This window comes from Nonomuraea sp. NPDC054003 (assembly GCF_055585125.1).
The window spans coordinates 52128-77995 of record NZ_JBVJKR010000009.1 but is presented as its reverse complement, the minus strand read 5'-3'; the positions used below and the strand labels follow the sequence as shown (position 1 = coordinate 77995).

Annotated in this window: 31 protein-coding genes; 14 read left to right on the top strand and 17 right to left on the bottom strand. The window is 70.7% G+C overall.

The window, feature by feature from the left end; genetic code table 11:
* Nucleotides 1–8 precede the first annotated feature (8 nt).
* Nucleotides 9–926 carry a pentapeptide repeat-containing protein gene (locus ACZ6YG_RS24100; RefSeq protein ID WP_466019273.1) on the top strand — a complete coding sequence of 306 codons (918 nt, stop codon included), beginning with the start codon at nucleotides 9–11 and terminating at the stop codon, nucleotides 924–926.
* Here the strand turns inward: ACZ6YG_RS24100 and ACZ6YG_RS24095 are convergent.
* From ACZ6YG_RS24095 to ACZ6YG_RS24080, 4 genes are all read right to left on the bottom strand, one after another.
* The gene (locus ACZ6YG_RS24095) at nucleotides 853–1245 is read right to left on the bottom strand and encodes a hypothetical protein (RefSeq protein WP_364237283.1); all 393 of its coding nucleotides are present in this window, start codon (nucleotides 1243–1245) and stop codon (nucleotides 853–855) included. The two genes, ACZ6YG_RS24100 and ACZ6YG_RS24095, sit on opposite strands and share 74 nt — an antisense overlap.
* A gap of 63 nt (nucleotides 1246–1308) precedes the next feature.
* Nucleotides 1309–2688: a glycoside hydrolase family 6 protein gene (locus ACZ6YG_RS24090; protein ID WP_466019272.1), complete on the bottom strand. Its 1380-nt coding sequence runs from the start codon at nucleotides 2686–2688 to the stop codon at nucleotides 1309–1311.
* Between the two features lie 101 nt (nucleotides 2689–2789).
* Nucleotides 2790–3779 (bottom strand): NAD-dependent epimerase/dehydratase family protein, encoded by a 990-nt coding sequence (locus tag ACZ6YG_RS24085; RefSeq protein WP_466019271.1) that lies wholly within the window; start codon nucleotides 3777–3779, stop codon nucleotides 2790–2792.
* A gap of 43 nt (nucleotides 3780–3822) precedes the next feature.
* A complete protein-coding gene (locus ACZ6YG_RS24080) occupies nucleotides 3823–4332 on the bottom strand; it encodes a DinB family protein (RefSeq protein WP_271275732.1) in 510 nt (169 codons plus the stop codon).
* A gap of 83 nt (nucleotides 4333–4415) precedes the next feature.
* Between ACZ6YG_RS24080 and ACZ6YG_RS24075 the strand changes: the two genes are divergently transcribed.
* Together ACZ6YG_RS24075 and ACZ6YG_RS24070 are read left to right on the top strand one after the other, a co-directional pair.
* Complete coding sequence (locus ACZ6YG_RS24075) at nucleotides 4416–5072, top strand: TetR/AcrR family transcriptional regulator (protein ID WP_466019270.1); 657 nt, start codon at nucleotides 4416–4418, stop codon at nucleotides 5070–5072.
* A gap of 115 nt (nucleotides 5073–5187) precedes the next feature.
* Nucleotides 5188–5442, top strand: a complete 255-nt coding sequence (locus tag ACZ6YG_RS24070) for a hypothetical protein (RefSeq protein ID WP_466019269.1) — start codon at nucleotides 5188–5190, stop codon at nucleotides 5440–5442.
* Between the two features lie 10 nt (nucleotides 5443–5452).
* On the opposite strand, the gene ACZ6YG_RS24065 is transcribed toward ACZ6YG_RS24070, so the two are convergent.
* From ACZ6YG_RS24065 to ACZ6YG_RS24055, 3 genes are all read right to left on the bottom strand, one after another.
* Nucleotides 5453–6094 (bottom strand): phosphotransferase family protein, encoded by a 642-nt coding sequence (locus ACZ6YG_RS24065; protein WP_466019268.1) that lies wholly within the window; start codon nucleotides 6092–6094, stop codon nucleotides 5453–5455.
* A 116-nt stretch (nucleotides 6095–6210) separates the two neighbouring features.
* Nucleotides 6211–7341, bottom strand: coding sequence for an NAD(P)/FAD-dependent oxidoreductase (locus tag ACZ6YG_RS24060; RefSeq protein ID WP_466019267.1), 1131 nt, complete (start codon nucleotides 7339–7341; stop codon nucleotides 6211–6213).
* 286 nt (nucleotides 7342–7627) lie between these two features.
* A complete protein-coding gene (locus ACZ6YG_RS24055) occupies nucleotides 7628–8626 on the bottom strand; it encodes a helix-turn-helix domain-containing protein (RefSeq protein ID WP_466019266.1) in 999 nt (332 codons plus the stop codon).
* An 83-nt stretch (nucleotides 8627–8709) separates the two neighbouring features.
* Here ACZ6YG_RS24055 and ACZ6YG_RS24050 point away from each other — a divergent pair, with 83 nt between their 5' ends.
* The 4 genes from ACZ6YG_RS24050 to ACZ6YG_RS24035 all read left to right on the top strand — a co-directional run bounded on the left by ACZ6YG_RS24050 (nucleotide 8710) and on the right by ACZ6YG_RS24035 (nucleotide 11084).
* Nucleotides 8710–9384 carry a hypothetical protein gene (locus ACZ6YG_RS24050; RefSeq protein ID WP_466019265.1) on the top strand — a complete coding sequence of 225 codons (675 nt, stop codon included), beginning with the start codon at nucleotides 8710–8712 and terminating at the stop codon, nucleotides 9382–9384.
* A gap of 99 nt (nucleotides 9385–9483) precedes the next feature.
* On the top strand, nucleotides 9484–9999 hold the full coding sequence (locus ACZ6YG_RS24045; RefSeq protein WP_466019264.1) for a hypothetical protein: 516 nt from the start codon (nucleotides 9484–9486) through the stop codon (nucleotides 9997–9999).
* Nucleotides 10000–10140: 141 nt separating this feature from the next.
* Nucleotides 10141–10842: a hypothetical protein gene (locus ACZ6YG_RS24040; protein ID WP_466019263.1), complete on the top strand. Its 702-nt coding sequence runs from the start codon at nucleotides 10141–10143 to the stop codon at nucleotides 10840–10842.
* The gene (locus ACZ6YG_RS24035) at nucleotides 10842–11084 is read left to right on the top strand and encodes a helix-turn-helix domain-containing protein (protein ID WP_148029059.1); all 243 of its coding nucleotides are present in this window, start codon (nucleotides 10842–10844) and stop codon (nucleotides 11082–11084) included. The genes ACZ6YG_RS24040 and ACZ6YG_RS24035 overlap by 1 nt, the downstream gene beginning before the upstream one ends.
* 25 nt (nucleotides 11085–11109) lie before the next feature.
* Here ACZ6YG_RS24035 and ACZ6YG_RS24030 read toward each other — a convergent pair whose 3' ends face one another.
* Together ACZ6YG_RS24030 and ACZ6YG_RS24025 are read right to left on the bottom strand one after the other, a co-directional pair.
* Complete coding sequence (locus ACZ6YG_RS24030) at nucleotides 11110–11727, bottom strand: LysE family translocator (RefSeq protein WP_148029058.1); 618 nt, start codon at nucleotides 11725–11727, stop codon at nucleotides 11110–11112.
* A complete protein-coding gene (locus ACZ6YG_RS24025) occupies nucleotides 11724–12473 on the bottom strand; it encodes a phosphodiesterase (RefSeq protein WP_466019262.1) in 750 nt (249 codons plus the stop codon). Before ACZ6YG_RS24025 ends, ACZ6YG_RS24030 begins: the two co-directional genes overlap by 4 nt.
* A 90-nt stretch (nucleotides 12474–12563) precedes the next feature.
* Between ACZ6YG_RS24025 and ACZ6YG_RS24020 the strand changes: the two genes are divergently transcribed.
* Both ACZ6YG_RS24020 and ACZ6YG_RS24015 read left to right on the top strand, forming a co-directional pair.
* Complete coding sequence (locus tag ACZ6YG_RS24020) at nucleotides 12564–13169, top strand: CGNR zinc finger domain-containing protein (protein ID WP_148029056.1); 606 nt, start codon at nucleotides 12564–12566, stop codon at nucleotides 13167–13169.
* A 77-nt stretch (nucleotides 13170–13246) separates the two neighbouring features.
* Nucleotides 13247–14671 carry a PI-PLC domain-containing protein gene (locus ACZ6YG_RS24015; protein ID WP_148029055.1) on the top strand — a complete coding sequence of 475 codons (1425 nt, stop codon included), beginning with the start codon at nucleotides 13247–13249 and terminating at the stop codon, nucleotides 14669–14671.
* Between the two features lie 7 nt (nucleotides 14672–14678).
* Here ACZ6YG_RS24015 and ACZ6YG_RS24010 read toward each other — a convergent pair whose 3' ends face one another.
* Complete coding sequence (locus ACZ6YG_RS24010) at nucleotides 14679–15569, bottom strand: CU044_5270 family protein (protein WP_466019261.1); 891 nt, start codon at nucleotides 15567–15569, stop codon at nucleotides 14679–14681.
* Between the two features lie 14 nt (nucleotides 15570–15583).
* Entirely contained in the window at nucleotides 15584–16171 is a 588-nt protein-coding gene (locus ACZ6YG_RS24005; protein WP_466019260.1) for an RNA polymerase sigma factor, read from the bottom strand.
* A 124-nt stretch (nucleotides 16172–16295) separates the two neighbouring features.
* On the opposite strand from ACZ6YG_RS24005, the gene ACZ6YG_RS24000 reads away from it, so the two are divergent.
* Nucleotides 16296–16946 carry a hypothetical protein gene (locus ACZ6YG_RS24000; RefSeq protein WP_466019259.1) on the top strand — a complete coding sequence of 217 codons (651 nt, stop codon included), beginning with the start codon at nucleotides 16296–16298 and terminating at the stop codon, nucleotides 16944–16946.
* Nucleotides 16947–17139: 193 nt separating this feature from the next.
* Here the strand turns inward: ACZ6YG_RS24000 and ACZ6YG_RS23995 are convergent, their stop codons facing one another.
* From ACZ6YG_RS23995 to ACZ6YG_RS23985, 3 genes are all read right to left on the bottom strand, one after another.
* Nucleotides 17140–18144, bottom strand: coding sequence for a hypothetical protein (locus ACZ6YG_RS23995; RefSeq protein ID WP_466019258.1), 1005 nt, complete (start codon nucleotides 18142–18144; stop codon nucleotides 17140–17142).
* 131 nt (nucleotides 18145–18275) lie between these two features.
* Nucleotides 18276–18761, bottom strand: a complete 486-nt coding sequence (locus ACZ6YG_RS23990) for a SigE family RNA polymerase sigma factor (protein ID WP_271275750.1) — start codon at nucleotides 18759–18761, stop codon at nucleotides 18276–18278.
* An 80-nt stretch (nucleotides 18762–18841) separates the two neighbouring features.
* On the bottom strand, nucleotides 18842–19414 hold the full coding sequence (locus ACZ6YG_RS23985) for a TetR/AcrR family transcriptional regulator (RefSeq protein ID WP_148029050.1): 573 nt from the start codon (nucleotides 19412–19414) through the stop codon (nucleotides 18842–18844).
* A 72-nt stretch (nucleotides 19415–19486) separates the two neighbouring features.
* Here ACZ6YG_RS23985 and ACZ6YG_RS23980 point away from each other — a divergent pair, with 72 nt between their 5' ends.
* Nucleotides 19487–20059, top strand: a complete 573-nt coding sequence (locus ACZ6YG_RS23980; protein ID WP_466019257.1) for a dihydrofolate reductase family protein — start codon at nucleotides 19487–19489, stop codon at nucleotides 20057–20059.
* A 79-nt stretch (nucleotides 20060–20138) separates the two neighbouring features.
* Here ACZ6YG_RS23980 and ACZ6YG_RS23975 read toward each other — a convergent pair whose 3' ends face one another.
* Entirely contained in the window at nucleotides 20139–21695 is a 1557-nt protein-coding gene (locus ACZ6YG_RS23975) for an alpha/beta hydrolase (RefSeq protein WP_466019256.1), read from the bottom strand.
* A gap of 187 nt (nucleotides 21696–21882) precedes the next feature.
* On the opposite strand from ACZ6YG_RS23975, the gene ACZ6YG_RS23970 reads away from it, so the two are divergent.
* Together ACZ6YG_RS23970 and ACZ6YG_RS23965 are read left to right on the top strand one after the other, a co-directional pair.
* Nucleotides 21883–23058 carry a sensor histidine kinase gene (locus ACZ6YG_RS23970; protein WP_466019255.1) on the top strand — a complete coding sequence of 392 codons (1176 nt, stop codon included), beginning with the start codon at nucleotides 21883–21885 and terminating at the stop codon, nucleotides 23056–23058.
* Complete coding sequence (locus ACZ6YG_RS23965; RefSeq protein ID WP_466019254.1) at nucleotides 23055–23720, top strand: response regulator; 666 nt, start codon at nucleotides 23055–23057, stop codon at nucleotides 23718–23720. The genes ACZ6YG_RS23970 and ACZ6YG_RS23965 overlap by 4 nt, the downstream gene beginning before the upstream one ends.
* A 39-nt stretch (nucleotides 23721–23759) precedes the next feature.
* Here ACZ6YG_RS23965 and ACZ6YG_RS23960 read toward each other — a convergent pair whose 3' ends face one another.
* Nucleotides 23760–24644 carry an NAD(P)-dependent oxidoreductase gene (locus ACZ6YG_RS23960; protein WP_466019253.1) on the bottom strand — a complete coding sequence of 295 codons (885 nt, stop codon included), beginning with the start codon at nucleotides 24642–24644 and terminating at the stop codon, nucleotides 23760–23762.
* A 49-nt stretch (nucleotides 24645–24693) separates the two neighbouring features.
* On the opposite strand from ACZ6YG_RS23960, the gene ACZ6YG_RS23955 reads away from it, so the two are divergent.
* Entirely contained in the window at nucleotides 24694–25101 is a 408-nt protein-coding gene (locus tag ACZ6YG_RS23955; protein ID WP_219552471.1) for a MerR family transcriptional regulator, read from the top strand.
* Nucleotides 25102–25204: 103 nt separating this feature from the next.
* On the opposite strand, the gene ACZ6YG_RS23950 is transcribed toward ACZ6YG_RS23955, so the two are convergent.
* Nucleotides 25205–25828, bottom strand: a complete 624-nt coding sequence (locus tag ACZ6YG_RS23950) for an NAD(P)-dependent oxidoreductase (protein WP_466019252.1) — start codon at nucleotides 25826–25828, stop codon at nucleotides 25205–25207.
* Between the last annotated feature and the right edge of the window lie 40 nt (nucleotides 25829–25868).

The window sequence follows — 25868 nt, the reverse complement described above, 5'->3', positions numbered from 1 at the left end:
CTCCGCGCATGCGCGAACCTCCCTGCGCGGACACCCCGTTCAGCCTCCAGCCCGGCCCGGAGCCGTGGCAGACCTCCTGGATCGCCCGCGGCGAGCTCCGCGACCAGCGGTTCGAGCCGCCCGCCGGGGGCACCGAGGTGACCTTCGACCGGGCGCGGCTGACGAACGTCGACTTCTCCGGCACGCGGTTCTCGGAGTTCCGCGTCCACGGGAGCGAGTTCGAAGGCTGCGACTTCACCGGCGCGGCCTTCGACCAGCTGTCCCTGGGCGACACGTGCCTGCGGGGACCGTGGGACGGCGCCCGCTGGCCGCGGTCGGTCTTCCGCGGCTGCGTGTTCCGCCGCACCCGCTTCGCGCCGCACACCTTCTTCGGCAACGTCCGGTTCGAGAAGTGCCTGTTCGACCGATCCCGGCTGCGAGACCAGACATCCACGTTCGAGGCCGAGTTCGTCGACTGCGTCTTCCTCGGCCGCGTACGGGAGGTCAACTTCTGGGGCCGCCCGCACGACGACGACCGGGCCGCGCTGGGCCGTGACCGCAACGACTTCATCGGCAACGACTTCACCGGGGCCGAGCTCGACGGCGTCGCCTTCCACCACATCGACCTCCGGGCCCAGCGCCTGCCTGGGCCGCCCCGCTACGCCCTCCTCGACCGGGTCAGCGAGCGGGTGGAGGCGGTGCTGCCCCTGGTGGAGCGCCTGCCGGAGGAGCGCCACCGCGAGGAGGCCGACTTCAGCCTGGAGTTCCTCGCCGACCATGCCCTGGAGCGCAACGACGACCAGGCGCTGGTGAGCGCTCTCGACATGGGCAGGAGACTGCCGCCCGCGCTCCGCGAGGAGTTGTTCGAGGCGCTCAGGCGCACGTCCAGCGATACATCCCCTGGTCGAGCCGGGCCGCCTCGCGGGCCAGGTCCCGCAGGGCCGTGACGCGCTCGCGCTCGTACTCGTCGAGGAGCTCCTCCTCGGCGTACTCGCGAAGCCGTGCGTCGTCCACCGCGGCGAGGGCGGCGACGGTCTCGGCCGTCATCCGCTCCAGGCCGGCCGACTCGCCGTCGTCCGCCAGGACCTCGCTGTCGCCGAACTCGCTGAGGTCGCGTCCGCTCAGCTCGGCGGCGAGCGTGTCGAGCTCGTCGAGCCATCCCTTGCAGTCGACGTACGGCAGCTTCGCGCCCGCCGGCCCGCCGTCGAGGGCCAGCCGGGCGGACTGGTCGGAAGCCGCGGTGAAGTAGTCGACGAGCACACCCATGCGGGCGAATCTACTGCACCCGGACAGAGGCCCGTCCGGGCAGCCGGACGGGCCTCGCGGGGGTCAGGTGCCGTCGATCAGGCGGATCGCGATGTCCGGGCTGAACTGCCCGGCCGGGGTGCCCGGGGCGATGCCGCAGTTGCCGTCGGAGTCGCCGGGGATCTTCACCCACAGCAGCATCTCCGTCCCGCCGTCACCGCCGAGCTGGGCGGGGGTGCCGATCTGGCGGCCGGCGGGGTTGCACCACTCGCCGTTGGAGCCCTTGCCGTTGCGGCTGGTGTCGATCACCCACTTCGCGCCGCCACCGAGAGCGGTGTTGACCGCGGACGCGTAGGTGGCCGACTGGCCGGTCGGGTAGTAGTTGGAGACGTTCACGGCGAAGCCTCGGATGTTGCCGACGCCCGCGTCGCCCAGCCGCGCCGCCATCGTCGCGGCCGGCACCCAACCGGCGTTGCCGGCGTCGAGGTAGGCCCAGGTGTTGGGGGCCCGGTCGCGGAACTGCTCGGTCGCGTACGTCAGCATGCGGTTGCGCGCCTGGATCGCGGCGGCGTCCATGCAGGCGAAGTCGCCGAGGGAGTCGGGCTCGATGACGACGACCGCCGGCCGGTCGCCGATGCCGGACGCGAACGCGGAGATCCACGCCCGGTACTCGGCCTCGCTGCCGGCCCCGCCGCCGGAGTGCCCGCCGCACGCGTCGCGGCCCGGGATGTTGTACGCGACCAGGACGGGGAGCTTGTCGGCCGAGTCCGCGGCGGACACGTACGCCGAGACGGAGGCGCCGACGTCACCGCTCCAGCCGCCGACCCAGCGGGCCATCGGCTTGGACGCGATGGACGACTGGATGCGCGCCGCCCGGGAGTCGCCCGGGTTGTTCCGCACCCAGGTCGCCGGGTTGGAGTTCGGGTCGACGTAGAAGCCGTTCGTCATGCCGACCGGGCCCGAGGCGCCCTGCTCGGTCAGCGACACGTTGTCCAGGAAGAAGCTGAAACCGGCGCCGCCGCCGAGCTGGAACGACACCTGCCCGGCCGGCGTGCCGAGGCCCGAGGTGAAGGGGAAGCTGAAGCGCTTGCTCGTGGTGGTGAGCGAGATCGCCTTGGTCAGCGTGTTGGTGTACGGGGCGTCCGCGAGCTGCACGGTGGTGACCGCGCTGACCGGGGCCGAGGCCGAGGCGTCGAACGAGAGAGTGTACGACTTGCCCTGGGTCAGGGGGATGTCGTTCTGGGCCACCATCGCGTCCCACGGGTTGGCGGTGCCGCCGGTCACGTTGACGCGCAGCCGGCCGGACTCCACGGTCATCGAGGTGTTCGCCGAGTTCCACCAGGGTGCGGTGCCGGCGGCGAACGTGCCGTTGACCACGAGCTGGGGCGCCGCGGTGGCGGGCGCCGCTGATAACGCGATGACGGCCGAGGCCGCGACCGCCATCGAACGGGTTAACAGTCGCACGTAGTACTTCCCTTCTGGGATTCCACGATCACACGATGATCCAGAATCACAGAGATCAGCAAATTTCGTGACAACTTGTGAAAAGTACCTACGTGCGACGATCAGCGCCCGAGCGCGTCGAGCAGCTCGCGCTCGCGCCCGGCGCTCAGGCCGGCCCGCCTGACCCGCTCCAGCCCCTGCTCGCGCTCCCACAGCAGGGTGTCCGCCAGCAGTTCGGCCCGGGGCCGATGACGCAGCCCGGCGGCGACAGCCGCGGACCCGTCGCGGGCCGACCACCCTTCCCAGCCCGGCTCGACGAGCCACATCGGCAGCGACTCGTCGCCCATGTACTCGGTCACGCCGTTCTCCAGCAGCCATGCCGGGGCGGCGGTGACCACCGGCCCGGTGTGCCCGGCGGCGGCGCGGGCGAGCTCGATCCACTCCCCGAACGGCACGACCGGGCCGACCGCGTTGAAGGTGCCGGCGGTTCCCTTCTCCGCCGCGTCCAGCAACCAGGCCACGAGGTCCCGTACGTCCACCACCTGCGTGGGTATGTCCGGCGTGTCGGGAACCAGCATCGGCCCTCGCGGGTCACGGGCGGCACGGGCCACCCAGTAGCCGGAGCGCCCGCTGTGGTCACCCGGCCCGCCGATGAGCCCGGCGCGCGCGACGAGGAGCCGGTCGCCCACCGCGTCCGCGGACGCCTGCTCGCAGGCCGCCTTCGCCTCCCCGTACAGCTCCCGGCCGACCTCGCGCCGGTCGGTCGGCGGCAGGAGCGGCGAGGACTCGTCGGCGCCCGGCGTCGCGTGGGAGGCGTAGACGTTGCCGGAGGAGACGTAGGTCCAGTGGCGGGCCCGGCCGCCCAGCGCGCCGAGCGCCTCACGCACGAACCCGGGCTGCCAGGACACTTCGAAGACCGCGTCCCACGTACGGTCCGGCAACGCGTCGTACGCGGCGGGATCGCGCCGGTCGGCGGCCACCAGCGTCGCGCCCGCCGCGACGTCCCCGCTCTCGCCGCGCGCCAGGCACGTCACCCGATGACCGCGCTCCATCGCCGCCCGAGACAGCTCCCTGCCCACCCACGCCGTGCCACCCAGCACCAAGACATCCATCCCGACACCCAAGCAGCCCGACCGGCCGGACATCCAGCCTGATTCACTCACAGCGAAGCAGCCGGAGTTGCCCGATCTCCGCGACGTTCTTCATCAGCTCGGCGTTCACCCAGCCGATCATGTGGGCGACCGTGTGGCCGGTGTCATCGGGCCACGGGAAGGGAGCGGTGGCGTCCAGGTCGGCGTCGGTGAGCCGGTCCAGGGCGGTCAGCCACTCCTGACGGAGGTCGCGCAGCCAGGCGACGGCCGCATCACCGTCTCCCGGCCAGGCGATCTCCGCCCGCTCGCGAGGCTCCCGCCCCTGGACGTGATCCAGGGTCACGCTCCACCACCAGCCGATGTGCCAGCTCACCCAGGCGATCGTGGGAACGGGCACCGGCTCGGGCTCGGCGTCCTCCCAGTCCGGCACCCATGTCCCGTCGGCGGTCCGGCGCACCGTCCAGCAGTTGGACGTGGGCTCCCACAGGAAGTCCTCGGGCTTGAGCCGCTCCAGGTGGTAGTCGAACAAGGACCAGACCAGGTCGAACTGCCAGCGCAGCAGATCACGTCGCATCGTCGTTTCCCCTCATGTGTCGGCGAAGACCATAACGCTCCCCAAACTTGGAGCGCACTCCAATTTCCTCGTAGACTCCACGCATGGGTACGGAAGGACTGCGGGAGCGCAAGAAGCGGCAGACCCGGCAGCGCATCTCCGACACGGCCCTCAAACTTTTCGTGGAGCGCGGTTTCGAGCAGGTGACGATCTCCGAGGTCGCGGCGGCGGCCGAGGTGTCGGTCAACACGGTCTACAACTACTTCGACACCAAGGAGGACCTGGTCCTGCCGCCTGACGAGGCCTCCCCGCGACGGCTGGCCGATATCGTCCGGCAGCGCCGGCCGGGCGAGTCGGCGGCCGGCGCGGTGCTGGCCCGCCTCCGGGAGGAGGTGCGCGACCGGGAACGCCGGGTCGGCCTCACCGCCGGGTTCGGCCGCGTGCTGGAGATGATGCGCGCCGCGCCCACGCTGACCGCCCGCCTGGAGGACCTCGGCCGCCAGATGACGGACGCCCTGGCGATCGTGCTGGCCGAGGAGACTGGGACCCGCCAGGACGACCCACTCCCCCGCACGGTCGCCTGGCACATCGGCTCCCTGCACGCCCTGGTCATGACCGAGATCGGCAGGCGGACGTCGGCGGGCGAGCGTCCCGACGTGATCGCCGACGCCGTGCTGGAGCTGCTGGACGTCATCGAGAGCCTGCTCGGCGACCGGATCCTGCGCTATGCCGTACGAGAGGAGCCAAGCTGTCCAGAGTGACGATCAGAGGCGAGTTCGAAGACCTCGACGCCGCCCGGCTCCGCCACAAGGGCCGCGTCAGGTGATCGCCCTGGGCACATCCTGTACGTTCCAGACCTCCGACCCTCAAGGACAAATGGTGAAACGCGGCGGCCGGACACGTGGTAGCGGAGCTCGGGGCCTGGTGGTGCTCGGCTGGTTCCTCCTCGTCCTGGGGGCCTGCGCGGTCCTCACCGGGGCGACGGTGCTGGTGCTCGGGTTGATGGGCCTCGGCCTGGGATGTCTCATCACCGCCGTCGTCCTGGCGGTCGAACACCTCCCGCGCCAGTGGCATCCCCAGAATGATCCCGACGCCGGTGAGGTTCGCCGAGGCGCTGGTCCCCGGCCGTGAACGACGGCTGTCAGAGGTGCCGTTCCAGGGCGTGGCGGTGTTCCGTGACCCATCGCCAGGCGTCGCGCACCGTACGGACGACGCCCTCGTCACGCAGGCGCGTCATCGCCGGATCGCCGGCGGCCGCACCGGCGGCGATCCCGCGCCGGCAGCGGTCCTGCCACCACAGGATCGTCTCGACGAGCCGCTCCCGGCCGTCCAGACCGTAGACGTCGCAGACCAGCCGCAGCGACCGTCCCGCCTCGCCCACGTCCGCGATCTCCGGCCCCAGGTTCACGTACTGCCAGCACACGTGCGCGACGTCATGGATGCGCGCGCCCGGCGCGGCGATGTCCCAGTCGATGAAGGCCACCGCCCGCGGGCCGCCGTCGCGCTCCCGGTACACGGTGTTCTTCGGCGACAGGTCGTTGTGACAGACCACTTCCCCGCCCTCGGCGAGCGGGGTTCCCGCCGTCAGGTCGTGGAACTCCCGTACGAGCTCCACGACGGAGACCAGGCCGGCCTCCGAGGCCACCCGCAGGCGCTGATCCGGCTGCCAGGCGACGAGTCCGGGCAGGTAGCTCAGCACCTCCCGGCCCTGCCCGTCCGCCCCCAGGAACCGGGGCGCCCCCGCCCACCCCCGCCGCTCGAACAGCTCAAGCAGCTCATGCACGAAGTCGCTCCGGGGCGTCAGGGGCCGGCGCACGGTGTCACCGACCCGGACGACCTCGTTGACGAACCCTCCCGGCAACCGCTCTTCCCGCACATGTCCCCCTGACGTATATGACTTCAGGCGCTTCGGACCGGGCCCGCGAGGCGTGGACCGACATCGGGGAACGAACCGTCGCCGAACAAGATCCGCGCCGCCAGCGTACGCCCGGCACGGCCGCGCAGCGCGGTCACCGCCGCCTCGGCCGCGGCCGGGGACCGGATGCCGGCGAACACCCGGCGCAGCAGCAACCGGCCCCGGAACCGGGCACGCAACGCGCCTCCGTCGTACCGGCGCAGCACGCGCGCGTCCCCCGTACGCAGGTAGTCGGCGGCGACCGCCGCGGCCAGCTCGGACATGCGCAAACAGGGGTCCAGCCCACCGGCCGTCAGCGGCGACACCGCGCCCGCGGCGTCCCCGACGAGCAGCCCCGCCGGACACGCCAGCCGCCGCAGCACGCCGCCCACCGGGATCGGACCGCCCCGGCGCTCGACCGGGCCGGTCGGCGCCGAGCGGCCGGGCGCGTCCTCGGCGAAGGCGTCCAGCAGGTGCCGGATCCCGGTACGCATCGCGCCCGGATACCCCGCGACCCCTACATGCGCGTGCCATCCGTCGTCGATCACCCAGCCCAGGTATCCGGGGGCGACCCGCGGATCCAGCACGCAGTGGAAGGCCGGGGCGGTCGCGCCCGGCGCGATCGGATGGACGATCTCGGCGCCGACGAGCAGGCGGCGGTTCACGTCGAGCCCCAGATCACGGGCCACCCGGGACCGGGCCCCGTCGGCGCCGACGACGAACCGGGCCGTCACCGGCTCCGCACCCACGAACCGCACCACCCCCGCCGACATGCCGTCATACCGTACGCCCAGCAGCACCCGCGCCCCGGCCGACTCCGCCGCGCGCCGCGCGTGCTCGTAGACGGCCGCCATGTCGGCCACCCGGTACTCGTCCCGGTCACTGGTGAGCCGGACCGGCGACCGCCGCGACGGCGGATACAGCAGCACGTCCCTGATGCCGGGCCCGAGCAGCCGGTCCGGCAGGTCGAAGTCGTCGAGGGTGCGCCGTACGAAGATCCCCGTCGTACGGATCCCGGCCGACAGCGACCTGCGGCGGTCGGCCACCATCACGTCCAGGCCCCGCCGCGCGAGCAGGCGAGCCGTGTGCAGGCCGGCCAGGCCCGCGCCCACGACGAGTACGTCCACTGTCTGCATATTCTGCGACGTTAGGCGCGGCACCCCGCCCATCCGGCCGTTTGCACGCTATCCGCCCGATACCTCCACAACGCCGCCACATGGACGGGTCACTTGACCACGCGTCCCGTGATCTTCTGCCCGTCCAAGGGGGCGGCCAGGCAGTACACGGTCCTGGTGCGGCGTCATCTCCGCTCCCGGATACGGCCCTTCCGGGAGGACGTACGTGGTGGCGAACTCGGCCGAGTGCGGCACATCGCAGGGAACGGCGAAGAGGGTGACAGCTCCAGATCAGCTTGCGCCAGGTTCAACGGGCCGAGGCGCGGAGGGCCGCCGCGATCCAGGCGAAGAGCGCGGGGCCGTCGTCGCCGGTGTCGGGCGGGGTACCGTTGATCACGGCCACCAGGGACAGGTATCTGCCGTGGGTGGCGTCGTACCGGGCGTTCTCTTCCGCATCCGAGCGCTGGATCTCCTCGACCATGAGGAAGGCCGTCGCCAGCCGCTCACGTGACTCGGCCGTGGAGCGCCCGCCGGCGAGGGCCCCGGCGGTCGCGTCCGCCATGCCGACGACCAGCTCCCGCGACCGCGGGGAGTCGGCCGGCAGCCCCGAACGATACGCCTCCAGGACCTCCTTCCCGATCTCCATCCCCTCCTGGTGGATGAAGTCCCACACCGGCGCGTCGGCCAGCCGCCGTCCCGGGAACGTGCCGTAGGTGTCCTGGAGCCAGGAGCGGACCGCGCCGCGGAACTCCTCGCCCCGCACCAGGTCGGCCAGCTCGATCCAGGCTTCGAGCTCGGCGGCCGTGGGGTCCTCCGGCAGGCGCGGACGCTTCGTGCGCAACCGCTCGACGAAGCCGGGAGGCACGTCCAGGTTCTCGCCGACCTCATTCCAGAAGTCGTCGACCAGCCGCTCGCGTTCCTCGTCGGGCATCGAGACGAGCTTGTGCATCAGGGCGACCTTGGCGGCCGTGCCGCCTTGCTTGACCAGGGTCCTCAGCACGGCCCGCCTGGCCCGGAGGTCACGCTCCTGACGCTCGACGAGCTCCAGGTGCGTCGCGAGGAGATCGTGCAGCGACGTCTCGCCGCCGAGCAGCCGGCGGATGTCGTCCAGCCCCGCGTCCAGGTCCCGAAGGGTACGGATGAGCTCCAGCCGGGCGATGGCCCGGACGTCGTACAGTCGGTAGCCTGCCTCGGTCACGTGGGTGGGCGCGATGACCCCGGCGTCGGAGTAGTAGCGGATGGCGCTGACGCTCAGACCGGTCCGGCGCGCCACGTCCCCGATCGGGTACGTCTCGTTGTCGTCCATGCCCGTCACTATGGAGTCTCAAGCGGCCTGAGACTCAAACCCCGCTCCCGCACCGTCGCGCCCCCACCACAGGAGGAAACCTGGTGACCAGCCACGACGCCCAGACCTGGGACCCCTTCGGCACGCTGCGCCGCGCACTGTGGATCGGCGGCGGCCAATGGGCCGGCAAGTCGACCGTCGCACGGCTCCTGGCCGTCCAGTACGGCGTCACCGTCTACCACTACGACTACCACGACGCCCGCGGCCACAACGACCACCGGATCGCCCGCCGCGTCGGCCGCGGCGAGCCGGTTACCGGTCCCGACCCGGACCGGATGTGGGTCCACACCACTCCGGAGAAGATGGCCGCCGAGACGCTGGCCGGCTTCCCGGACCGGTTCGAGTGGGCCCTGGACGATCTCCGCGCGCTCGTCTCGGGTCACCCGATCATCGCCGAAGGCTGGGGGCTCCGCCCCGAACTCGTCGCGCCCGTCATCGACTCACCGCGCCGGATGGTCGTCATCGTGCCCACCCCGGAGTTCCGCCTGCGACAGGTCCAGGAGCTCCCTCGGGCCGCCTCCCTCGGGCACCGCGTCAGCGACCCGGCCCGGGCGCAGGCCAACCGCCTCACCCGTGATCGCCTCGTGGCGGAGGACGCCGTCCGCACCGCCCAGCGGATCGGCATCCGTGTGATCGAGGTCGACGGCTCCCGCGACGCCGCCGCGATCGCCGAGCTCGTCGCCGACCACTTCAGCCCCTACCTTCCACAGAAGGTCTGAAAGACGGTCACCGGCCCCATTTCTCCGGCTCCCGTCGTCCGTACTCGACCAGGAGCTCCAGGGCCCGCCGCTGCCCTGGGCTCATCCGCGCTGACCCTGGTGCCCGAGGGCGACGAGGTCGTGGTCGGCGACCCCAAGACCGGCACGTTCGTGACCGTGCCCGCGGTGGGCGGGGTGGTGATCTCCGCGCTGCGGCGCGGCGCGACGACGGACGAGGCCGCCGCCGAGGCCGAGGCGTTCGCCGGTGAGCCGGTCGACGTGCCGGCGTTCGTCGAGGTCCTCACCGAGCTCGGCTTCGTCGACGACCGCACCGGCGAGGAGCGCGAAGCCGTACGCACCGCGCCCATCCAGTTCCGCCGCTGGATGGGCGGCGTGAGCCAGAGGCCGGCCCGCCCGTTCTTCGGCCCGGTGGCCTGGACCGTCTACGCCGCCTGCGCCCTGTTCTCCGCCGGCGTCTTCGTCCTCTCGCCCTCGCTGTTCCCCCAGCCGGCGCGGGACGCGTTCCCGCTCGGCGACATCGGCCTGAGCGCGCTCCTCCTCGCGCCCTTCGCCCTGGCCTCGACGGCCCTGCACGAGTGCGGGCACTGGCCGCCCGCGCGCTTCCCGTCATCGTGACCGTGGTCCAGTGGACCGCCGCCGCCCTGGCCGTCAAGGAGTACGCCCGCCGGTTCCGCCTCCGGCGACAGACTTGACTCCGTATCGTTTTTCAATACTATCGAATCTCGATAATATCGAGCAACGATGTGGAGCCGTACCGTGCCCCTCAACAGATCCAACCCGCTGAAGTGGACGGCGATCCTCGTCCGCGTCTTCTTGGTGCTGTTCGCCGCGACGATGGCCTCCGAGGTCGGGCTCGCGGCCTTGACCGGCGGAGAGAACGCGTGGGGCTCTCGCGGCACCCGGAGCCTGGTGTGCGCGTCATCACCGCACATCGGCGACGTGGAGGGCAACGTCGCCGAGGACCCCCAACGCCGGAAGGCCGTGCGGGCGAGCGGCGCCCTCGACGCCGACCCCTACCCCGTGGAGAAGGGAGTCGAGTTCTTCTACGAGCTGCCCCGGATCTGCATGGACGACTCCAGCCTCGGCACGCAGTTGCTGTACCAGACGTCGCGGTTCGCCACCGAGCTCGTCCTGCTCGTCTCGATCGTCCTTCTCGACCGGCTGATCAGAGGCGTACGGCGGGAGAACGGTTTCGATAAGGTGGTCGTCCGCAGGCTGTGGTTCCTCGGCGTGTTCCTCATGGCCGGCACAGTCGCGGCGTCGCTCTACACGACTCTCGTCGAGACCGGCCTGGCCGTGTCGATGGTGGCCGGCTCCATCAGGGACGTGTGGGAGATGGCCCTGTTCGGCTGGAACGTCCCGTGGGCGTTCCTGCTCGCCGGGCTCGGGCTCGTGGTGATGTCGAAGGTCGTACGCGTCGGCGCGCACATGCGCGAGGAACTCGAAGGAACAGTCTGATGTCGCCCGCCGAGAACTCCGAGCACACCATCGAGGTGCACCTGGACAGGTTGCTCGAGGAGCGCGGCATGACGGTGGTCGAGCTGGCCGACAGGGTGGGCATCACCAACGTGAACCTCTCCATCCTCAAGAACAACCGCGCCAAGGCGATCCGCTTCTCCACCCTGAGCAAGCTCTGCGAGGTCCTCGACTGCCAGCCCGGCGACCTCCTGTCCTTCACCCCCCGCTCCACCACGGACTGACCGCGCGAGGCGGCCGCCCTGGCGCCTACGCCGCGGCGGCCCGGAGGCCGAGGACGACGAGGACGACCGCCGACATCCTGCCCACCGCACGCCTGAATCCGGCCCCGCGCACGAGGTGCGCCCCTCGGTGGAGGAGGCCCGTCCAGGTCAGCAACCACACCGCCATCAGCAGGGCGTGCGCGGTGGCCAGCGTGAGGATCTGCCCGCCGAGATGACGGCCGGGCAGGACGAACTGCGGGACCAGGGTCAGATAGATCGAGGCCGCCTTGGGGTTGAGCACGTTCGCGAGCAGGGCTTGCGTATAGCCGGAGCCGGACCGTTCCGGCTGGTCCGTCAGCGCGGGAGGCGAGGGCAGGGATGTCGAGCGCCACGTCCACAGACCCAGGCACACGAGATAGACCGCGCCGAGGAGCTTGACGGCGGTGAAGGCCTGGCTGGAGTGCATGACCAGCGCCGACAGCCCGGCGGCGGCCAGGGTGGCGTGCCCGTACAGGCCGGTGACCGTACCGAGGATGACGGGGAGAGCCTGACGACGCCCGCCGGCGGTGACGCGCTGGATCAGCAGGGTCAGGCTGGCTCCCGGGGTGGCGATGACGGGCAGGATCGCCAGGAGGAACGCGGCGATCGCGGACGGGTGGATCATGCCTGGAGCACGACGCGGAAATGGGTGGTCAGGCGGCCGTCGTCGTCCAGGACGTGGAAGGCGAGGCCGGGCGGTTGCTCGCGGTCGGCGGGCCGGTCACCCTCCCACGGCAGGCGCAGGGTCCAGGTGACGGCCGGCGCGACGATCAGCGGGCGGCCCGCGAAGGTGGACGCGGCCGCGGTGTGAGCGTGCCCGGTGAGCACGGCGGCGACCCGCGGGTGGGCGTCGAGCAGCGCGGCCAGGTCGCCGGGCTCCTCCAGCCGGGAGGAGTCGGGCAACGGGTGGTGGAGCTCGACGGGCGGCTGGTGGAAGGCGATCAGCGCGGGCGTGCCCGGGGCGAGCCCGTCGAGGGTGGCGTGCATCCAGGCCAGGGTCTCGGGGTCGAGCCGGCCCTCGTCGTGGCCGGGGATGGTGGAGTCGCACATCAGGATGGCGGTGCCGGCGATGTGGTGCACCTGGTTGACGGGGCCGGGGCCGGGCGGCTGCCGCAGCAGCGCCTTGCGGTAGGCCGGGCGGGCGTCGTGGTTGCCCGGACAGGTGAGCACCGGGAAGGGGGCGGCCAGGATCCGGGCGGCCTGCTCGTACTCGGCCTCCTCGCCGTGATCGGCGATGTCGCCGGTGACCAGCACGGCGTCGACCGGGCGAGGAAGCGCCCGCAGGTGGTCCATGACCCGGGTGGCGCGCCGCGTCGCCCGGTCGGTGCCGTCGAGGTGCAGGTCGCTGATCTGAGCCAGCAACAACGTCATCGTGTCACTCTTTCGTCTAATGGTTAAATGGAATTTACCGTTAGAGACCGTAGGGTACGGAAGAGGAGCGGGCAACCGGAAGGGCTTGGAGTGGAACGCTGGCCGGCCTTGGAACTGGCGAGCACGATCCGCCATGACGGTAACGGTGGTGTCACCGACGACCTGGCCACGCCGCAGAGCATGACCCGCTGGATCGGCCGGCAAGCGGAGCTGCTGGCCGGCCACGTCGACGTCGCGCAGCTCACCGGGGACGAGCAGCTGAGAAGCGAGATGGTCGAACTGCGCCGGGCCGTGCGGGCGCTGTTCGCGCGAGCGGTCAGCCCGGCGCCGCCGAGCCGGGCCGACGCCCACCGGCTGATGCCCGCCGAGCAGGCGCTGGCTCTCCTCAACGCGGCGGCCGCCCGCGAGGCGATCGTCCCTCAACTGCACTGGCCCTCGGACGCCGAGCCCAGCACAGGGGTGCTGTCGGCCGAGCCCGACGCCGACGTCCGGCTGATCGCGACCCTGGCGCGGGCCGCCATCGACTTCCTGAGCGGCCCGCAGCGCGAGCGCCTGCGGGCCTGCGACGCGCCTCGCTGCGTGCGCTACTTCGTCCAGAGCCATGGGCGGCAGGAGTGGTGCAAGCCGTCATGCGGCAACCGAGCCCGCGCGGCCCGCCACTACCAGCGCCACAACGCCGCTCTCCCCGAGGCCTGAGCGTGCCGGGGCGAGGGGGTTGGCCGGAAGACCATGATCGTGTTTTCTGGAGGCACCCCCCGACCTGAGGACAGCCGATGCCCCAGCCCCTCACAGCGCTCGCCGCTGTGCTCGCCACCGTGCTCCTGTCCGCCCTGCTGACCGCCGGTCCCGCCGGCGCGGCGGCGGACCCGCCCTTACCCTCGGCGATCTTCCGCGCCACCCACAACAGCTACTCCGGCGACCTGGACGGTACCAGGGGCTCGATCACCCGCCAGCTCGACCAGGGCGTCCGCTTCATCGAGCTCGACATCCACGACAACGGCTACGCCACCGCCCGCGACTACGCGATCGGCCACGACGCCCCCGGCGACCTCGTGGACCGCGCCGGCAACCCGGCCTCGAACCTCCTGCGCGACTGGCTCACCGTGATCGACACCTGGTCCACGAACCATCCCACCGCCGCGCCCATCACCGTCGCGCTCGACATCAAGGACGACCTGACCGACAACACCTCGTACGCCGCGGGCAACCTCGCCGCGCTCAACCAGGAGCTCGTCTCCGTCTTCGGCGCCAAGCTGCTGCGCGCGTCCGACTACCCGGCCACCCCGCCGACCGTGGGCGCGCTGCGCGGCCGCGTCCTCGCGCTGCTCTCCGGCAACGCCAGGACCCGCGCCCTCTACAAGCGCGACTCCGGCACCAGTCCCGCCGTCGCGATGAACGGGCGCGGCCAGGTCGTCGAGGTGCACGACTCGGGCTCGGGCGACCTCTGGTACTGGAGCGGCACGTACGGGCCGGACGGCACGGTGACCTGGCTGCGCCACGGCCGCTACGACTCCGGCATGACCCCCGCCGTGGCCCTCAACGACGACGGCGACCTGGTCGAGGTCCACCGCTCCCAGAACGCGACCACCCTGTGGTACCGCGTCGGGCGGCTCGCCGCCGACGGCGAGATCACCTGGTCACCGAGCCGCCAGTACGACAACGGCGTCCTGCCCACGATCCGGTTCGACGCCACGGGCACCCGGCTGCGCGAGATCCACCGCAGCCAGAGCAACAGCCAGAACTGGACCTGGGCCGGCGCCCTCGACCCCGCCGCGCGCACGGTCACCTGGACGGGCAACGCCAAGACCGCCGACCCCCGCTACGACAAGACCACCTCGGCCGCCGGCGAGTCCAGCGTGCGCGTCTGGACCGGCGCCGACGGCCCGACCCCGGCCCAGACCCTGCGCGTCGACACGGCCCAGCGCACCGGTGACCGCATCCGCTACCAGCAGATCGCCTTCGACGAGTTCCAGCAGGGCGACAGCGCCGAGCTCCAGCAGGGCGCGCTGTACTACGCCGCCCCCGCCAGTCAGTCGTCGTTCATCACCGCGGCCCGGCAGGCCGGACGGCTCGTCCGCGGCTGGAACCTGGACTCGGCCTCACAGGCGACCGATCCCCTGGCCAACTTCCCGGCCACCAATCACCCGTACGCCACCTGGTACCAGAACCTTCTCAGCCAAGCCGGCGCCGTCCAATGAGCGGCGATCAGGGCGTCTCGCCCGGCTTGTCGACGATGCCGGAGTCCAGGACGGACATGGCCATGCTGTGACCGCCGCGCACGCTCTTGACGCCGAGGTAGCGGTAGGTCCGGGGATCGAGAATCGTGTACCCCTTGCCCGCTTCGCCGTAATCCAGGACGACCGCCAGACCCGGGCGGCCTTCGGCGGTGGCGACGTCCTCCTCGACCGTGACGCCGGGGATCTTGGCCATCGCCCTGAACATCGTCGCGGCGGTGTCCGGCGGAATGATCGGCCCGTACTTCAGGTACCACTGGATCGCACCGTAGGCTCGGCGGTCCTGTTCGCTGCCGGGCGGGCATTCGGGCTCGCAGATCGACAGGGCCGCGCGTTCGCGCTTGAGCCGGTAGAAGTGCCGCAGCATCGCGTCCGGGTCGCCGGGCAGCGCTTCTATCTCGCGGAGGGTCTGCGCGGAGTTCGCCGGCCCCTTCTCCGACTCGCTCACCTTCAGCTCGCCGTCGCTCCCCCGCAGAGCCGTCATGGCGCCGTCCATCCGGCTCCAGTGCTCGTACACGGGGAGGGAGTCGACCGGCTGCGACTCCTTCATGTAGAACCACTGGTCCGGCCGGACCGTGGCCGCCTTCGTCCTCTCGGCCACCAGCGCGGCGTTCTCCAGCACCGCGGCGGCGCTGATCGGCGGCTCGCCCTCTTCGGTGGCGCCCCCGAGTTGGGTGGCGCCCACCGCCAGGGACGCCGCCAGGCAGGCGGCGCTCACCAGTGCACCCCGGCGGACGGCCCGCCTGGGCCGGACATCAGGAGTACGGCGGATCTCGGTGAGCAACCTGTTCCGTGCCGCGCTCAGGTCGGTCGGCGGCGGGACCTCGTCGCGCCGCCGGTTCAGCAAGGTCATCTCGTCCATGGCCGAACTCCTCGTCACAGTGTCGGATCGATGTCGCCGAGCTTGCGGCGCAGCTTCTGGCGAGCCCGGTTGACGCGCGAACGCACCGTCCCCACCGGCACGCCGAGCGATTGGGCGGCATGCTCGTAGCTGAGCTCGCCCCAGGTCACCAGGAGCAGCGCGTCCCGGTGCCCGGCCGGCAGGCCGGCGAGGGCCCGCAAGAGCTTGTCTCGCAGCCGGTGGGCCGCCACCCGTTCGTGGACCTGGTCGGTGAACGGCTCGTCCACCGGGTCCACCCCCTTGCGGCTCAGCGCCTTGTACAGGGTGATCTCTCGGCGGCGGTGCCGTCCGATGCAGTTGGTCGCGATGCCGTACAGCCACGGCCGCGCGTTCTCGCGGGTCAGGTCGTACGTGGCACGCTGCCGGAACGCCGCGATGAAGGTCTCCGCCACGATGTCGTCGGCCACGTCCTCGCCCAGTCGCAGGATGACGTAACGCTTGAGGACCTGCGCGTGCCGTTCGAAGAGGACGGCGAAGTGCTCCGGGTCGTCCCGGGACCGGGCGATCACCGTGGCGTCGTCGGTCACCGTCACGCCTGCCGGGTGCCCGCTCTGATGTCGCATGTCCATGCCTTTCGGATCTCAGCTGACATCAGTGATTGCCGCGGGCGCGCGCACCGGTTCCCCTGAATCTCCCGCGTACGGTGACCATGCGAACTTGTCGCGAAGGCCGCACATCTCATGATTCGTGATCAAAAAGACGATGGCCGTGGCGTTGGTGATCGGCTCGACCCTGGCGGGAACGAGCGCTGTCCACGCCACCGCTACCAAGATCCCCAAGAACTTCCTGCTGACCGAGCGCGCGGCCGCCGAGGGATCGGTCGTCGAGGACGAGGAGTGGTGGAAGATCAGCGACAGCCTGACCCGGCAGCTCGCATTCAATCCCTGCCGCTCGAAGCGGAAATCCCGCGACGACCGGGTGGCGATGCGCACCATCACCCACCTCACCAGCGCACCATCGAGCGCCGGCGAACAGCTCGTGCTGTACAGGAATGCCAGAGCCGCCCAGGCCGCCTTCCGCAAGCTCCGTGCCGACCTGGCCAGGTGCTCGAAGCCGGCCGTGGTGAAGCGCGACCGGTTCGGCTACGTGGGCAGGCCGTTGCGCGTGGGAGACGAGGCCCTGTCGGTGGCCGGTTACGACTACGACGCGAAGGGCAGGCGCCTGTCTCCGTCCGGCGACCTGGCTGTCGTCGGCCGTCGAGGCGCCGCCCTGTTCCTCTACACCGCCAACGCCAGGGGCCGGGGAGCGAAGAAGGAGATCACCGGTCAGGCCGGAAAGATGGCGAAGAAGGTATGCGGCCTTCCCGGCGTGTGCGGCAAGAAGACCGGCTCCCACTGACCCCGCCCCTCGGTGGACCGCGCGCAGGTCCCCTGACAGCGACCTACGACCATGGTCCGCGCTGATCCGTGCTGCCTCGGCTGGATTCTGATCGTCGGCTCGCTCGCCACGGGTCTGCTCGGTATGGTGGCCGATTCTGATGGCCGACCCGACCATCCGGGTACGACTGGACGCCGCCACTGTCCTTTTCGGATCACGATGCGCCGTGGTCCTCGTGCCAGAGTTCGGCGCCGTCCTTGTCGTAGCCGATGATCCGGAAGCCGTCGCGGTAGATGTCCTCGCCGTGCCGCTGCGTCCCCGCGAACAGGCGGAAGCCATCGATCTTCCACGGATTCGGCCTGGTTCGTACCTTGACGGTCGTGCCGTCCTTGAAGACCAGTCCGACGCGGACGGTCTCGGTGCTCGTGATGCCGAACCAGTGCTCCTCGTGGTCGCCCAGTTCCACCTTCGTCGGCTTGCCGTCCATGTCGATCAAGGGTTTGCCGGGTCCGCCTCTCTCGATCACGTGCATGGGGCCGACGGCCTGACCGTTCAGCTTCCAGATCAGGGTCTTGCCGGGTGTCTCGTACAGGCCCGCGACCAGCTTGCCCGGCATCTCCACGGTCGGGCCCAGCGGCTTGGCGTCGGCTTCCGGAATGACCAACCGCTGCTGCCGCTCGATCCGCGTGATCGTCTCGCCCTCGCGGCCCGCGAACTCGAACGCCGTCACCGTCCTGTCCGAGGGGACGGTCACCGTCCAGATGCCCTGGGGGGTGTCCTCGGGCTGTAGGACAGTCCCGTTGACCTTGCCCGCGTCGGTGAGAGCGGTAACGCGGGCGACCCTGTCCCCCGCGGTGCCGAAGTACATCACCAGCCCCGTGGCCGGGGCGGGGAAAGTCTCTGTGGAGCCCTGCTCGGTCGCCTCCTCGGCGCCGAGAGGCCGGCCGCACCCCGCCGACAGGGAACCGGTCCTGTTGTGCACCCGCTCGCACAGGACCGTCCCGTTGTCGGTCCTGGCGTACCAAAGGGAGATGGGGCGCTTCTGGGAGGGATTGTCGATCGTCAGGACCTCTCCGACCCGGTACTCGTCGCCGGTGTAGTCCTTGGGAGGCACAGTCGGGGTGATGGGGACGATGGTGGCGACGTCGCCGCGCTCCGTTCCGTACGCGGCCATCAGGCCGGCCGGGAGGGCGATCGCCGCGACACAGATCCCTGTCACCAGCGCGTTCCTTGCCGTCCTGCGCCTGTGCGAACGCGAGACCACCTCGGCCGGGAACCGCGGCGGCGCCTTCGGGGCACGCTCGGCAGCACGTCCGAGCTTCGTGCGCAGATACGACTCCAACTCGTCGGTCATGCGGAGTTCCCGTTCGTCGTGGGGTGGGGCAGGGTGGTGCGGAGCTTGGCCAGGCCGAGCGACGCGTGGCTGCGCACGGTCCCGCGGGAGACGCCGAGCACGGCGGCGATCTCCACGTCCGACAGGTCCTCGTAGTAGCGCAACACCAGCACGGCACGCTGCTTCTTCGGCAGGCCGGCCAGTGCCGGCCAGAGGCCGTCGTCCGAGGGCAGCCGATCGGTCCGTGCCGTGTCGGGAAGTGCCCAGTCGAGCCGCTCGCGCCTGCGTAGGCGCCACGTTCTGATGTGCAACCGAGTCATGATCATCCGGGTGTACGCCTCCGGCGCCTGTTTCTGGCGCACGCTCGGCCAGGCGCGGTGGAGCCGGATCAACGCCTCCTGGGTGAGGTCGGCCGCGTCATGCGGGTTGCCGCTGAGCAGGTAGCCGTAGCGCAGCAGGGCGTCCGCCCTCTGCGCCACGAATTCCTCGAAGCGCTCATCCAACGAGCTCCGCCTTTCCACGGTTTCGTCTTGGGATAGAGCACTCCGCCGGGTCGGACTGTTGAATCGCCGCAGAGAACAGGTCAGGCCTTCATCGACCTGCGCACGGCGGCGTCCACCAGCTCCCGCATCTCCTGCTCGGTGAAGATGTCGGGCAGGGTCAGCCGCTCCACGATGAGCCAGTTCAGCGTGAGGTAGAGGAGCACCACCCCGGTCGAGTCGCCGGGCAGCCCTGAGGCCGCGTGGTAGCCGATGTTGTCGTCGATGTCCTGGCGGATGCGCTTGGTCAGCACGGCGCGCAGCTCAGGGCGCCGGGTGGACTCCAGCCGGAGCTCCAACAGGGCCAGGTAGCCGGAGTTGAAGGCGGAGACCCGCTCCACGAGTTCGTGCATGAGCTCGGTGTAGCGGGTCTCGTCCTGCACGCCCTCCATGCCGCGGGCCATCGTGGCCTCGTCGGGCAGCAGCCGCTCATAGATGCGTCCGCCGACCTGGGTGAACAGGTCGTCGCGGTTGGCGAAGTAGTTGGACGCCGTGCCAGGGGGCACCGCCGCCTCCGCATCCACGGCCCGGAAGGTCAGCCCTCGCGCGCCCTCCTTGGCCAGCACCTCGATGGCCGCGTCGATCAGCGCCAGCCGCCGCTCGGGATTCCTCCGCACTTGACACCACTCCGTTTGTAGTACTACGTTCTGACCACTCCAAGCAGAGTACTACATCGAGAGTGATTGAATATGCGAAAGCTTGTCTACTACATCGCCGTCTCGCTCGACGGCTACATCGCCGGCCCCAACGCCGAGTTCGACTTCTACCCCGTGTCGGACCAGATGGCCGCCTGGATCAACGACCGTTACCCCGAGACGCTCCCGACCCATGTCCGTAAGCTCGTCGGCCTGGAAGGCACGCCCAACAAGGTCTTCGACACCCTGGTGATGGGCCGCGGCACCTACGAGCCGGCCCTGGAAGTCCCCACCACCAGCCCGTACGCCCACCTGCGCCAGTACGTCGTCTCCAGCACGCTGACGATCGACGACCCCACGGTGCGGGTGGAGACCGGCGACCCGGTCGAGCTCATCCGGCGGTTGAAGGCCGAGGACACCGGCATGGACATCTACCTCTGCGGCGGCGGCAAGCTCGCCGCCTCCCTGCTCCCGGAGATCGACGAGATCATCCTCAAGAGCTACCCCGTGGTGGCCGGCGCGGGCATCCCCATGCTCTCCGGACAGTTCAGCCCGACCCTGTTCACCCCCACCCGGCGCGAGTCCTTCGACAACGGCGCCCAGGTCACCTGGCTCACCAGGGCTTAGCACCCCAACCCCGCCCGCCGCCCGAGGGCCGCCCCCGGTCGTGGACCGGAGGCTGAAGGGCGGGGCCGCGGTTTGACGGTCAGGACCGAGGACCGTCGCAGGCGAGGTCCTTGCCCGGCAGGGTTCCCTTCGTCAGGAACGCGACGGTGGCCTTGTCGGCGCAGGTCGAGCCGGTGCCGTAGACGTAGTGACCGCCGTTGTCGACACCGACGAAGCCGGCGCGATCCCCCAGTGCCTCGCGCATTCCCCGCCCCGCGGCCCACGGCGTGGCGTTGTCGCGGCGGTTCTGCAGGATCAGGACGTTACGCGGACCGTGCGAGGTGACCTTGACCAGCGGCTCGACCGGCTTGGTGGACCAGAACGCGCACGACCGGATGTTGTTGGGCATGCCGGCGCTCAGCGGGTACTTCGCGCGGGCGGCCGAGGTGGCGCCGGCGTAGGAGTCCACGTCGCGCGACCAGGTGGTGTCCCCGCACATCAGGGCCAGAGCCATGGTGACCTGGTTGTCCGCCGGCACGCCCGGCTCGGCCACGGCGTCGGCCAAGACCTGCTTGAGCACGGCGACGCCCGCGTCTGTCGGGGCCTTGCCGGCGGACAGGTCGGCCGCCGCCTTCCAGAACTGGGTGAGCGGGGCGAGCGTCTCGTTGTGCAGCAACATCTGGTAGGTGATGGCGCGCAGCAGCGCGCCGTTGACGGCCGCCGGCGTGCCCGGCACCGCGGCCGGTTCCCGGTCGAGGTGGTCGGCCAGCGTGAGGAAGGTGTCGGTGACCTCGTCGACGGTGCCGCCCAGCCCGAGCTCGGTGTCGTTCGCGGCGGCGACGCGGGCGGCGTCCGGGAACCGGTCGTTCATGCCCTGGTTCCACGTGTCCAGCATCTTCGCCCACGCCTTGCTCGGGTCGACGTTGCTCTCCAGCACCATCCGGTCGGTGTTGTGGGGGAACAACGAGGTATAGACCGCGCCGAGGTAGGTGCCGAAGGACTGGCCCCAATAGGAGATCTTCCGCGCGCCGAGTGCCTGGCGGATCCGGTCCATGTCGCGGGCGGTGTTCGCGGTGGTGAAGAACCGGAGCTTGTCACCGACCGCGGCGCACTGCTCGGCGGCGGCGCGCGCGCTGGTGACGTTGCCCTCGATCGAGCCGCCGGCGCCGGGGTAGGCGAACACGTTGAGGAAGCCGGAGTCGGTCAGGCCGCAACTCATCGGGGTGCTGTGGCCGACGCCGCGTGGGTCGAACCCGATCAGGTCGTAGGAGTTCAGCACCGACTTCGGCAGCGTAGGTGCCATCTTGCCGGGCATGTCCAGGCCCCCGAGTCCCGGGCCGCCCGGGTTGAACAGCAAGGCGCCGCGCTTCTTGCCGGGCTTGGCGGTGGCGATCCTGGAGACCGCGACGGTGATGGTCTCTCCCTGGGGATGGCGGTAGTCCAGGGGCACCTTGACCGTGCCGCAGGTCTGCCTGGGGTCCCGTTTGACGCCCGGCGCGAGTTCCGGACAGCCGCCCCATTTGATCGAGGTCTGGACGTGGCCGGCGCCCACCTCGGCCGCGGCGCTCCTTGGCTGTCCGCCGACCGTCGCCCCCGTCGCCGCGAGCCCGGCCAGGATGCCGGCGACGACGATTCGTCCGCGGTTGGTGCTTCCCATGGTGCTCTCCTCCGAAGTGCCGTTGTGCCGCGATCTGGTTCGCGGTTGACCGTGGTTCCGGCAGCTGGCAAGAAAGGTAGGAGTTGAGAGCCCTGTCCCGAATCACCGCGCTGCGGACATTCCGTGTAGCTCATTTGAGGGACAAACGCGGTAAAACCGGAGGCCAGAGATCGCTAGGCTCAGCACCATGGGGGGGACCAGGGTCGGCGACCTGTCACGCAGGTTGCGGGACCGGTGGCGCGTCCACGACGCCGCGGTGAGGGACCTGTGGCCGGCCGTCGCGTTCACCGGGCTGGCGTTCGTCCCGGCGCTGTCGGTCATGAGCGCCCAGCTCGGTGACCTGCCAAGACGCCCGGCTGACGCGTTCGCGATCGTCCTCGTCCTGGCACAGACATTGCCCCTCGCGGTGCGTACCCGGTGGCCCGCCGCGTGCCTGGCGATCATCGGCGCGTCGTTCGCGGTCCATGAGGCGGCCGGCTACCCGCACGAGTTCGGCACCGTGACCATCTACCTCGCGCTGTACTCGGTGGGCGCGCACCAGGAGCGGTTCCGGCGCCTCATCGCCGTCGTGGCGTCCGCCGCGTACGTCGTGCTGTGCGTGGCCGTACACCTGCTCGGCTCACCGAACGCGCTGAGCGAGTTCCTGGTGTTCTACCTGGTTCTCGTCGCCTGCTGGGTGCTCGGCGTCTTCGTACGCAGGCGACGGCTCGACGAGGCCGAACAACGGAGGCGCGCCGCCCTGGCCGCGGCCGCCGCCGAGCGGGCCCGCATCGCCCGGGAACTGCACGACGTGGTGACCCACCACGTCACCGGCATCGTCGTGCAGGCCGACGCCACGCAGTTCCTGGCCACGTCGCCGGACCGCGTGGTCACCGCACTGTCCACGATCGGCCACGCCGGCCGCCGAGCCCTCGCCGAACTGCGGTACCTGCTGGAGGTGCTGGAGGCCACCGGAGAGTCAGCCGTGCCCGTCGCGGGAACCGTACGAGATCTGGTGGCACAGACCCGAAACGGCGGCCAACCGGTCGACCTGGTGGGGGACGGCGACCGGCTCGCACTCCCGGCCGGCGTGGGGCTGGCCATGTACCGGGTGGTGCAGGAGGGCCTGACGAACGCCGTCAAGTACGCCGAAGGCCGCCCGACCACGGTGCGCGTCGACTACCGGGACGACCGGGTGGAGGTCGAAGTGACGAACGCCGCCGCCGCGGTTTCCGTAGGCGCCCGAAGCGACCTCTCCGGCGGCCGCGGCCTGGCCGGACTGCGCGACCGGGTGGGCGCGCTGGGCGGCGAGCTGACCGCGGGCGAGCAACCGGACGGCGGCTTCCGGCTGCACGCGTCTATCCCCGTAGGCGGTGCCGAATGACCATTCGCGTCGCGATCTGCGAGGACCAGGAGATCGTCCGCACCGGCTACATGACGGCGTTCGACGCACAGCCGGACATGGAAGTGGTCGGCGTGGCCGCCGACGGCCCAGCCGCGCTCGAGGTGGTCACGAACCTGAAACCGGACGTGGTGGTCATGGACATCCACATGCCGCTGATGGACGGCATCGAGGTGACGAGGCGCATCGCCGGCCCCGGTGTCGTCGCGCCGCCGAAGGTGCTGGTGGTGACCACGTTCAACGTGGACGAGTACGTCTACGAAGCCCTGCGCGCCGGAGCCAGCGGCTTCCTGCTCAAGGACGCCCCCCTGCTGGAGCTGGTGAACGGCGTCCGCACGGTCGCCCGCGGCGAGTCCCTGCTGTCCCCCACCGTGACCCGCACCCTCATAGGCCGCTTCGCCGAGCGCGTCCACCCGGCGACCCCCACCCCGGCCGAGGATCCGCTGGCCGCGCTGGCCCCCCGCGAACGCGAGGTACTGCGCCTGATCGCGCGCGGCCTGTCCAACGCCGAGATAGCCGCGGAGCTGGTGATCAGCGTCGAGACCGTCCGCACCTACGTCTCCCGAATCCTGTCCAAACTGGACCTACGCGACCGCGTCCAAGCCGTGGTCTTCGCCTACCGCACAGGCTTCGCCCACCGCTGAAAAGATCCCGGAACCGGACCTTCCGACCTGATGGGGTGTTCACGAGTCGCGGGGTTTGCTGAATTCTTCGATCAGCACGGGATACTGTTCGCCGCCGTGTCCTGCGGCGATCGAGCGGTCGGCCATAGCCTTGATCAACTTCGGCAGCTCGGCGTTGACACCCACCGCCTCGCTCTCCTCGATCAGGTGTGCCATCGCCCGCACGTCGGTCTCCAGGGCCGACACCTCGGCCGGGAAGGAGCCGCTGTCGATCTGCTCGGCATACCCGGGCAGCCATTCGGCCACACCGGCAGCGATCTGCCGCGCGAACGGCGCGTACGTCGCGGCGTCGACACCGGCCGTCCTGAGCATGGCCGTGCCCTGGAGCCAGGCGTTCAGGACGCTCCACATCATGGCGAGGCCGGCCACGTCGTACAGGGACGCCAGCCCATGGTCCGCACCAAGGTAGGTGACGGTGCCGAGAGCGTCGAGCGTCGACTTGTGCGCGTCGAAGTCCGGCTGCGGCCCGCTGTGCAGAATCACCGCTTCGGCGGTCCCGATCGCCGACGGGATGGCCATGATGGCGCCGTCCAGGTAACGGGCGCCGCGCTGCCCGGCCCATCGAGCGGCCGCCCGGGCCTGGGCCGAGTCACCCGAGGTCAGGTTGATCACCATCGTGCCGTCCAGCTCGACGTCGCTCGCGCCGAGCAGCTCGTGCATGGCCTGGTAATCGGTGACGCAGATGATCGTCAGGGAGCTTGCCTCGATCGCGTCACCGACCGTCGGCGCCCGCCGCGCACCCTCGGCTACCAGCTGGTCGGACTTGGAGGTTGTACGGTTCCACACGGTTGTGGGATGCCCGGCTTTCAGGAAGGCGCCGGCGAGCGCGCGGCCCATCAGTCCGAGTCCGATGACTGTCACGGGTGCATTGGTTGTGCTGTCCATGGCAGCATCGTCAACGTTGATACCGGTATGAAGGTCAAGTGAGGTTTCGGTGCTGATCGGGGAATTGAGTCGCCGGACGGGTGTGAACGCCCATCAGCTGCGCTACTACGAAGCCCAGGGGCTGCTGGCGGCAGACCGGGGCGCGAACGGTTACCGCGAGTACGACGAGGACGCCGTGCTGCGGGTGAAGCAGATCCGGCACCTGCTCGGTGCCGGTCTGTCCTCTGAGGACATCGCGTACCTGCTGCCCTGTGCGGTCGGAGAGGCCCCCGAGCTGCTCGGATGTCCCGAGCTGCTGGCCGCGATGAGGTCACGGCTGCGGCGACTGGACGATCAGATGGACCGGCTCGCTCAGTCCCGCGACGCTCTTGCCGACTACATCGATGCGGCCGAGCGCATGGCCGGCGAGAGCTATCCGCCCTTTCACGATGCCGACCAGGAGCCCGTACCCGCCTGAGCGATCTGCTGGGTTTCCTGCCACCGGGGTCCCCGTCTTGACCCGTTCGCGCCGGATGGCGGTCCGCGCCGCGGTCGGAGGCCACCTGGATGTACCTAGGGGATCACGCCTCCCCGATGCTGACGGCGGCACGGCGTTGGTGCGGGGCCTCGATCTCGTCGAGCAGCGCCACCGCGAAGTCCGCGTACGTGATCCTGCTGGCCGGGTCCGCATGGTCGGCGATCCGGTACCGGCCGGTGCGCGTTCCGGCATGGTCGAAGTCGCCTGCCGGAGCGACGTACGCCCAGTCGAGGTCGCACTCCTGAAGCACGGCGAGACCCGCCGCGTGGCCGAGGTAGAAGGCGCGGTATTCGTTGGGGTAACCGGGCTCGTCCATCAGCGGAGCACCCGAAGCCCCGGGCATGATCGATGCCAGCCCGACCACCGCCAGCCGGCGCACGCCCGCCTCCGCCAGACCGGTGGTCAGGGCGCGGGCCGACGCGGTGAAGAACTCGTGAGGCGGCGCGGACAGGTCAGCGGCGGCGCTGATGGCCGCGTCATGGCCCGCGGCCGCATGTGCGACGCTCGTCCCGTCCGTGACGTCACCCGCCACCACGCGTACGTCGGTCAGATCGCCGTGGCTCGCGGGGTCACGCACCACGGCGGTGACCCGGTGCCCCCGCCGGCCCGCCTCGGCGACGGCCTGCCTACCGGCTCTGCCGCCCGCGCCGAAGACCACAATGTTCATGGAGAACCGCCTTTCACCGGGGCCGGGTCCCGTTCGCCCG

Bases quoted from the DNA above. Each gene is read 5' to 3' on its own strand.
- ACZ6YG_RS23970 (WP_466019255.1), top strand. From the start codon at position 21,883: ATGGGGGGGACCAGGGTCGGCGACCTGTCACGCAGGTTGCGGGACCGG.
- ACZ6YG_RS24015 (WP_148029055.1), top strand. From the start codon at position 13,247: ATGCCCCAGCCCCTCACAGCGCTCGCCGCTGTGCTCGCCACCGTGCTC.
- ACZ6YG_RS24075 (WP_466019270.1), top strand. From the start codon at position 4,416: ATGGGTACGGAAGGACTGCGGGAGCGCAAGAAGCGGCAGACCCGGCAG.
- ACZ6YG_RS24070 (WP_466019269.1), top strand. From the start codon at position 5,188: ATGGTGAAACGCGGCGGCCGGACACGTGGTAGCGGAGCTCGGGGCCTG.
- ACZ6YG_RS23950 (WP_466019252.1), bottom strand. From the start codon at position 25,828: ATGAACATTGTGGTCTTCGGCGCGGGCGGCAGAGCCGGTAGGCAGGCC.
- ACZ6YG_RS24095 (WP_364237283.1), bottom strand. From the start codon at position 1,245: ATGGGTGTGCTCGTCGACTACTTCACCGCGGCTTCCGACCAGTCCGCC.
- ACZ6YG_RS24080 (WP_271275732.1), bottom strand. From the start codon at position 4,332: ATGCGACGTGATCTGCTGCGCTGGCAGTTCGACCTGGTCTGGTCCTTG.
- ACZ6YG_RS24010 (WP_466019261.1), bottom strand. From the start codon at position 15,569: ATGGACGAGATGACCTTGCTGAACCGGCGGCGCGACGAGGTCCCGCCG.
- ACZ6YG_RS24005 (WP_466019260.1), bottom strand. From the start codon at position 16,171: ATGCGACATCAGAGCGGGCACCCGGCAGGCGTGACGGTGACCGACGAC.
- ACZ6YG_RS24060 (WP_466019267.1), bottom strand. From the start codon at position 7,341: ATGCAGACAGTGGACGTACTCGTCGTGGGCGCGGGCCTGGCCGGCCTG.
- ACZ6YG_RS23975 (WP_466019256.1), bottom strand. From the start codon at position 21,695: ATGGGAAGCACCAACCGCGGACGAATCGTCGTCGCCGGCATCCTGGCC.
- ACZ6YG_RS23965 (WP_466019254.1), top strand. From the start codon at position 23,055: ATGACCATTCGCGTCGCGATCTGCGAGGACCAGGAGATCGTCCGCACC.
- ACZ6YG_RS24035 (WP_148029059.1), top strand. From the start codon at position 10,842: ATGTCGCCCGCCGAGAACTCCGAGCACACCATCGAGGTGCACCTGGAC.
- ACZ6YG_RS23980 (WP_466019257.1), top strand. From the start codon at position 19,487: ATGCGAAAGCTTGTCTACTACATCGCCGTCTCGCTCGACGGCTACATC.
- ACZ6YG_RS24085 (WP_466019271.1), bottom strand. From the start codon at position 3,779: ATGGATGTCTTGGTGCTGGGTGGCACGGCGTGGGTGGGCAGGGAGCTG.
- ACZ6YG_RS23960 (WP_466019253.1), bottom strand. From the start codon at position 24,644: ATGGACAGCACAACCAATGCACCCGTGACAGTCATCGGACTCGGACTG.
- ACZ6YG_RS24100 (WP_466019273.1), top strand. From the start codon at position 9: ATGCGCGAACCTCCCTGCGCGGACACCCCGTTCAGCCTCCAGCCCGGC.
- ACZ6YG_RS24025 (WP_466019262.1), bottom strand. From the start codon at position 12,473: ATGACGTTGTTGCTGGCTCAGATCAGCGACCTGCACCTCGACGGCACC.
- ACZ6YG_RS24055 (WP_466019266.1), bottom strand. From the start codon at position 8,626: ATGGACGACAACGAGACGTACCCGATCGGGGACGTGGCGCGCCGGACC.
- ACZ6YG_RS24030 (WP_148029058.1), bottom strand. From the start codon at position 11,727: ATGATCCACCCGTCCGCGATCGCCGCGTTCCTCCTGGCGATCCTGCCC.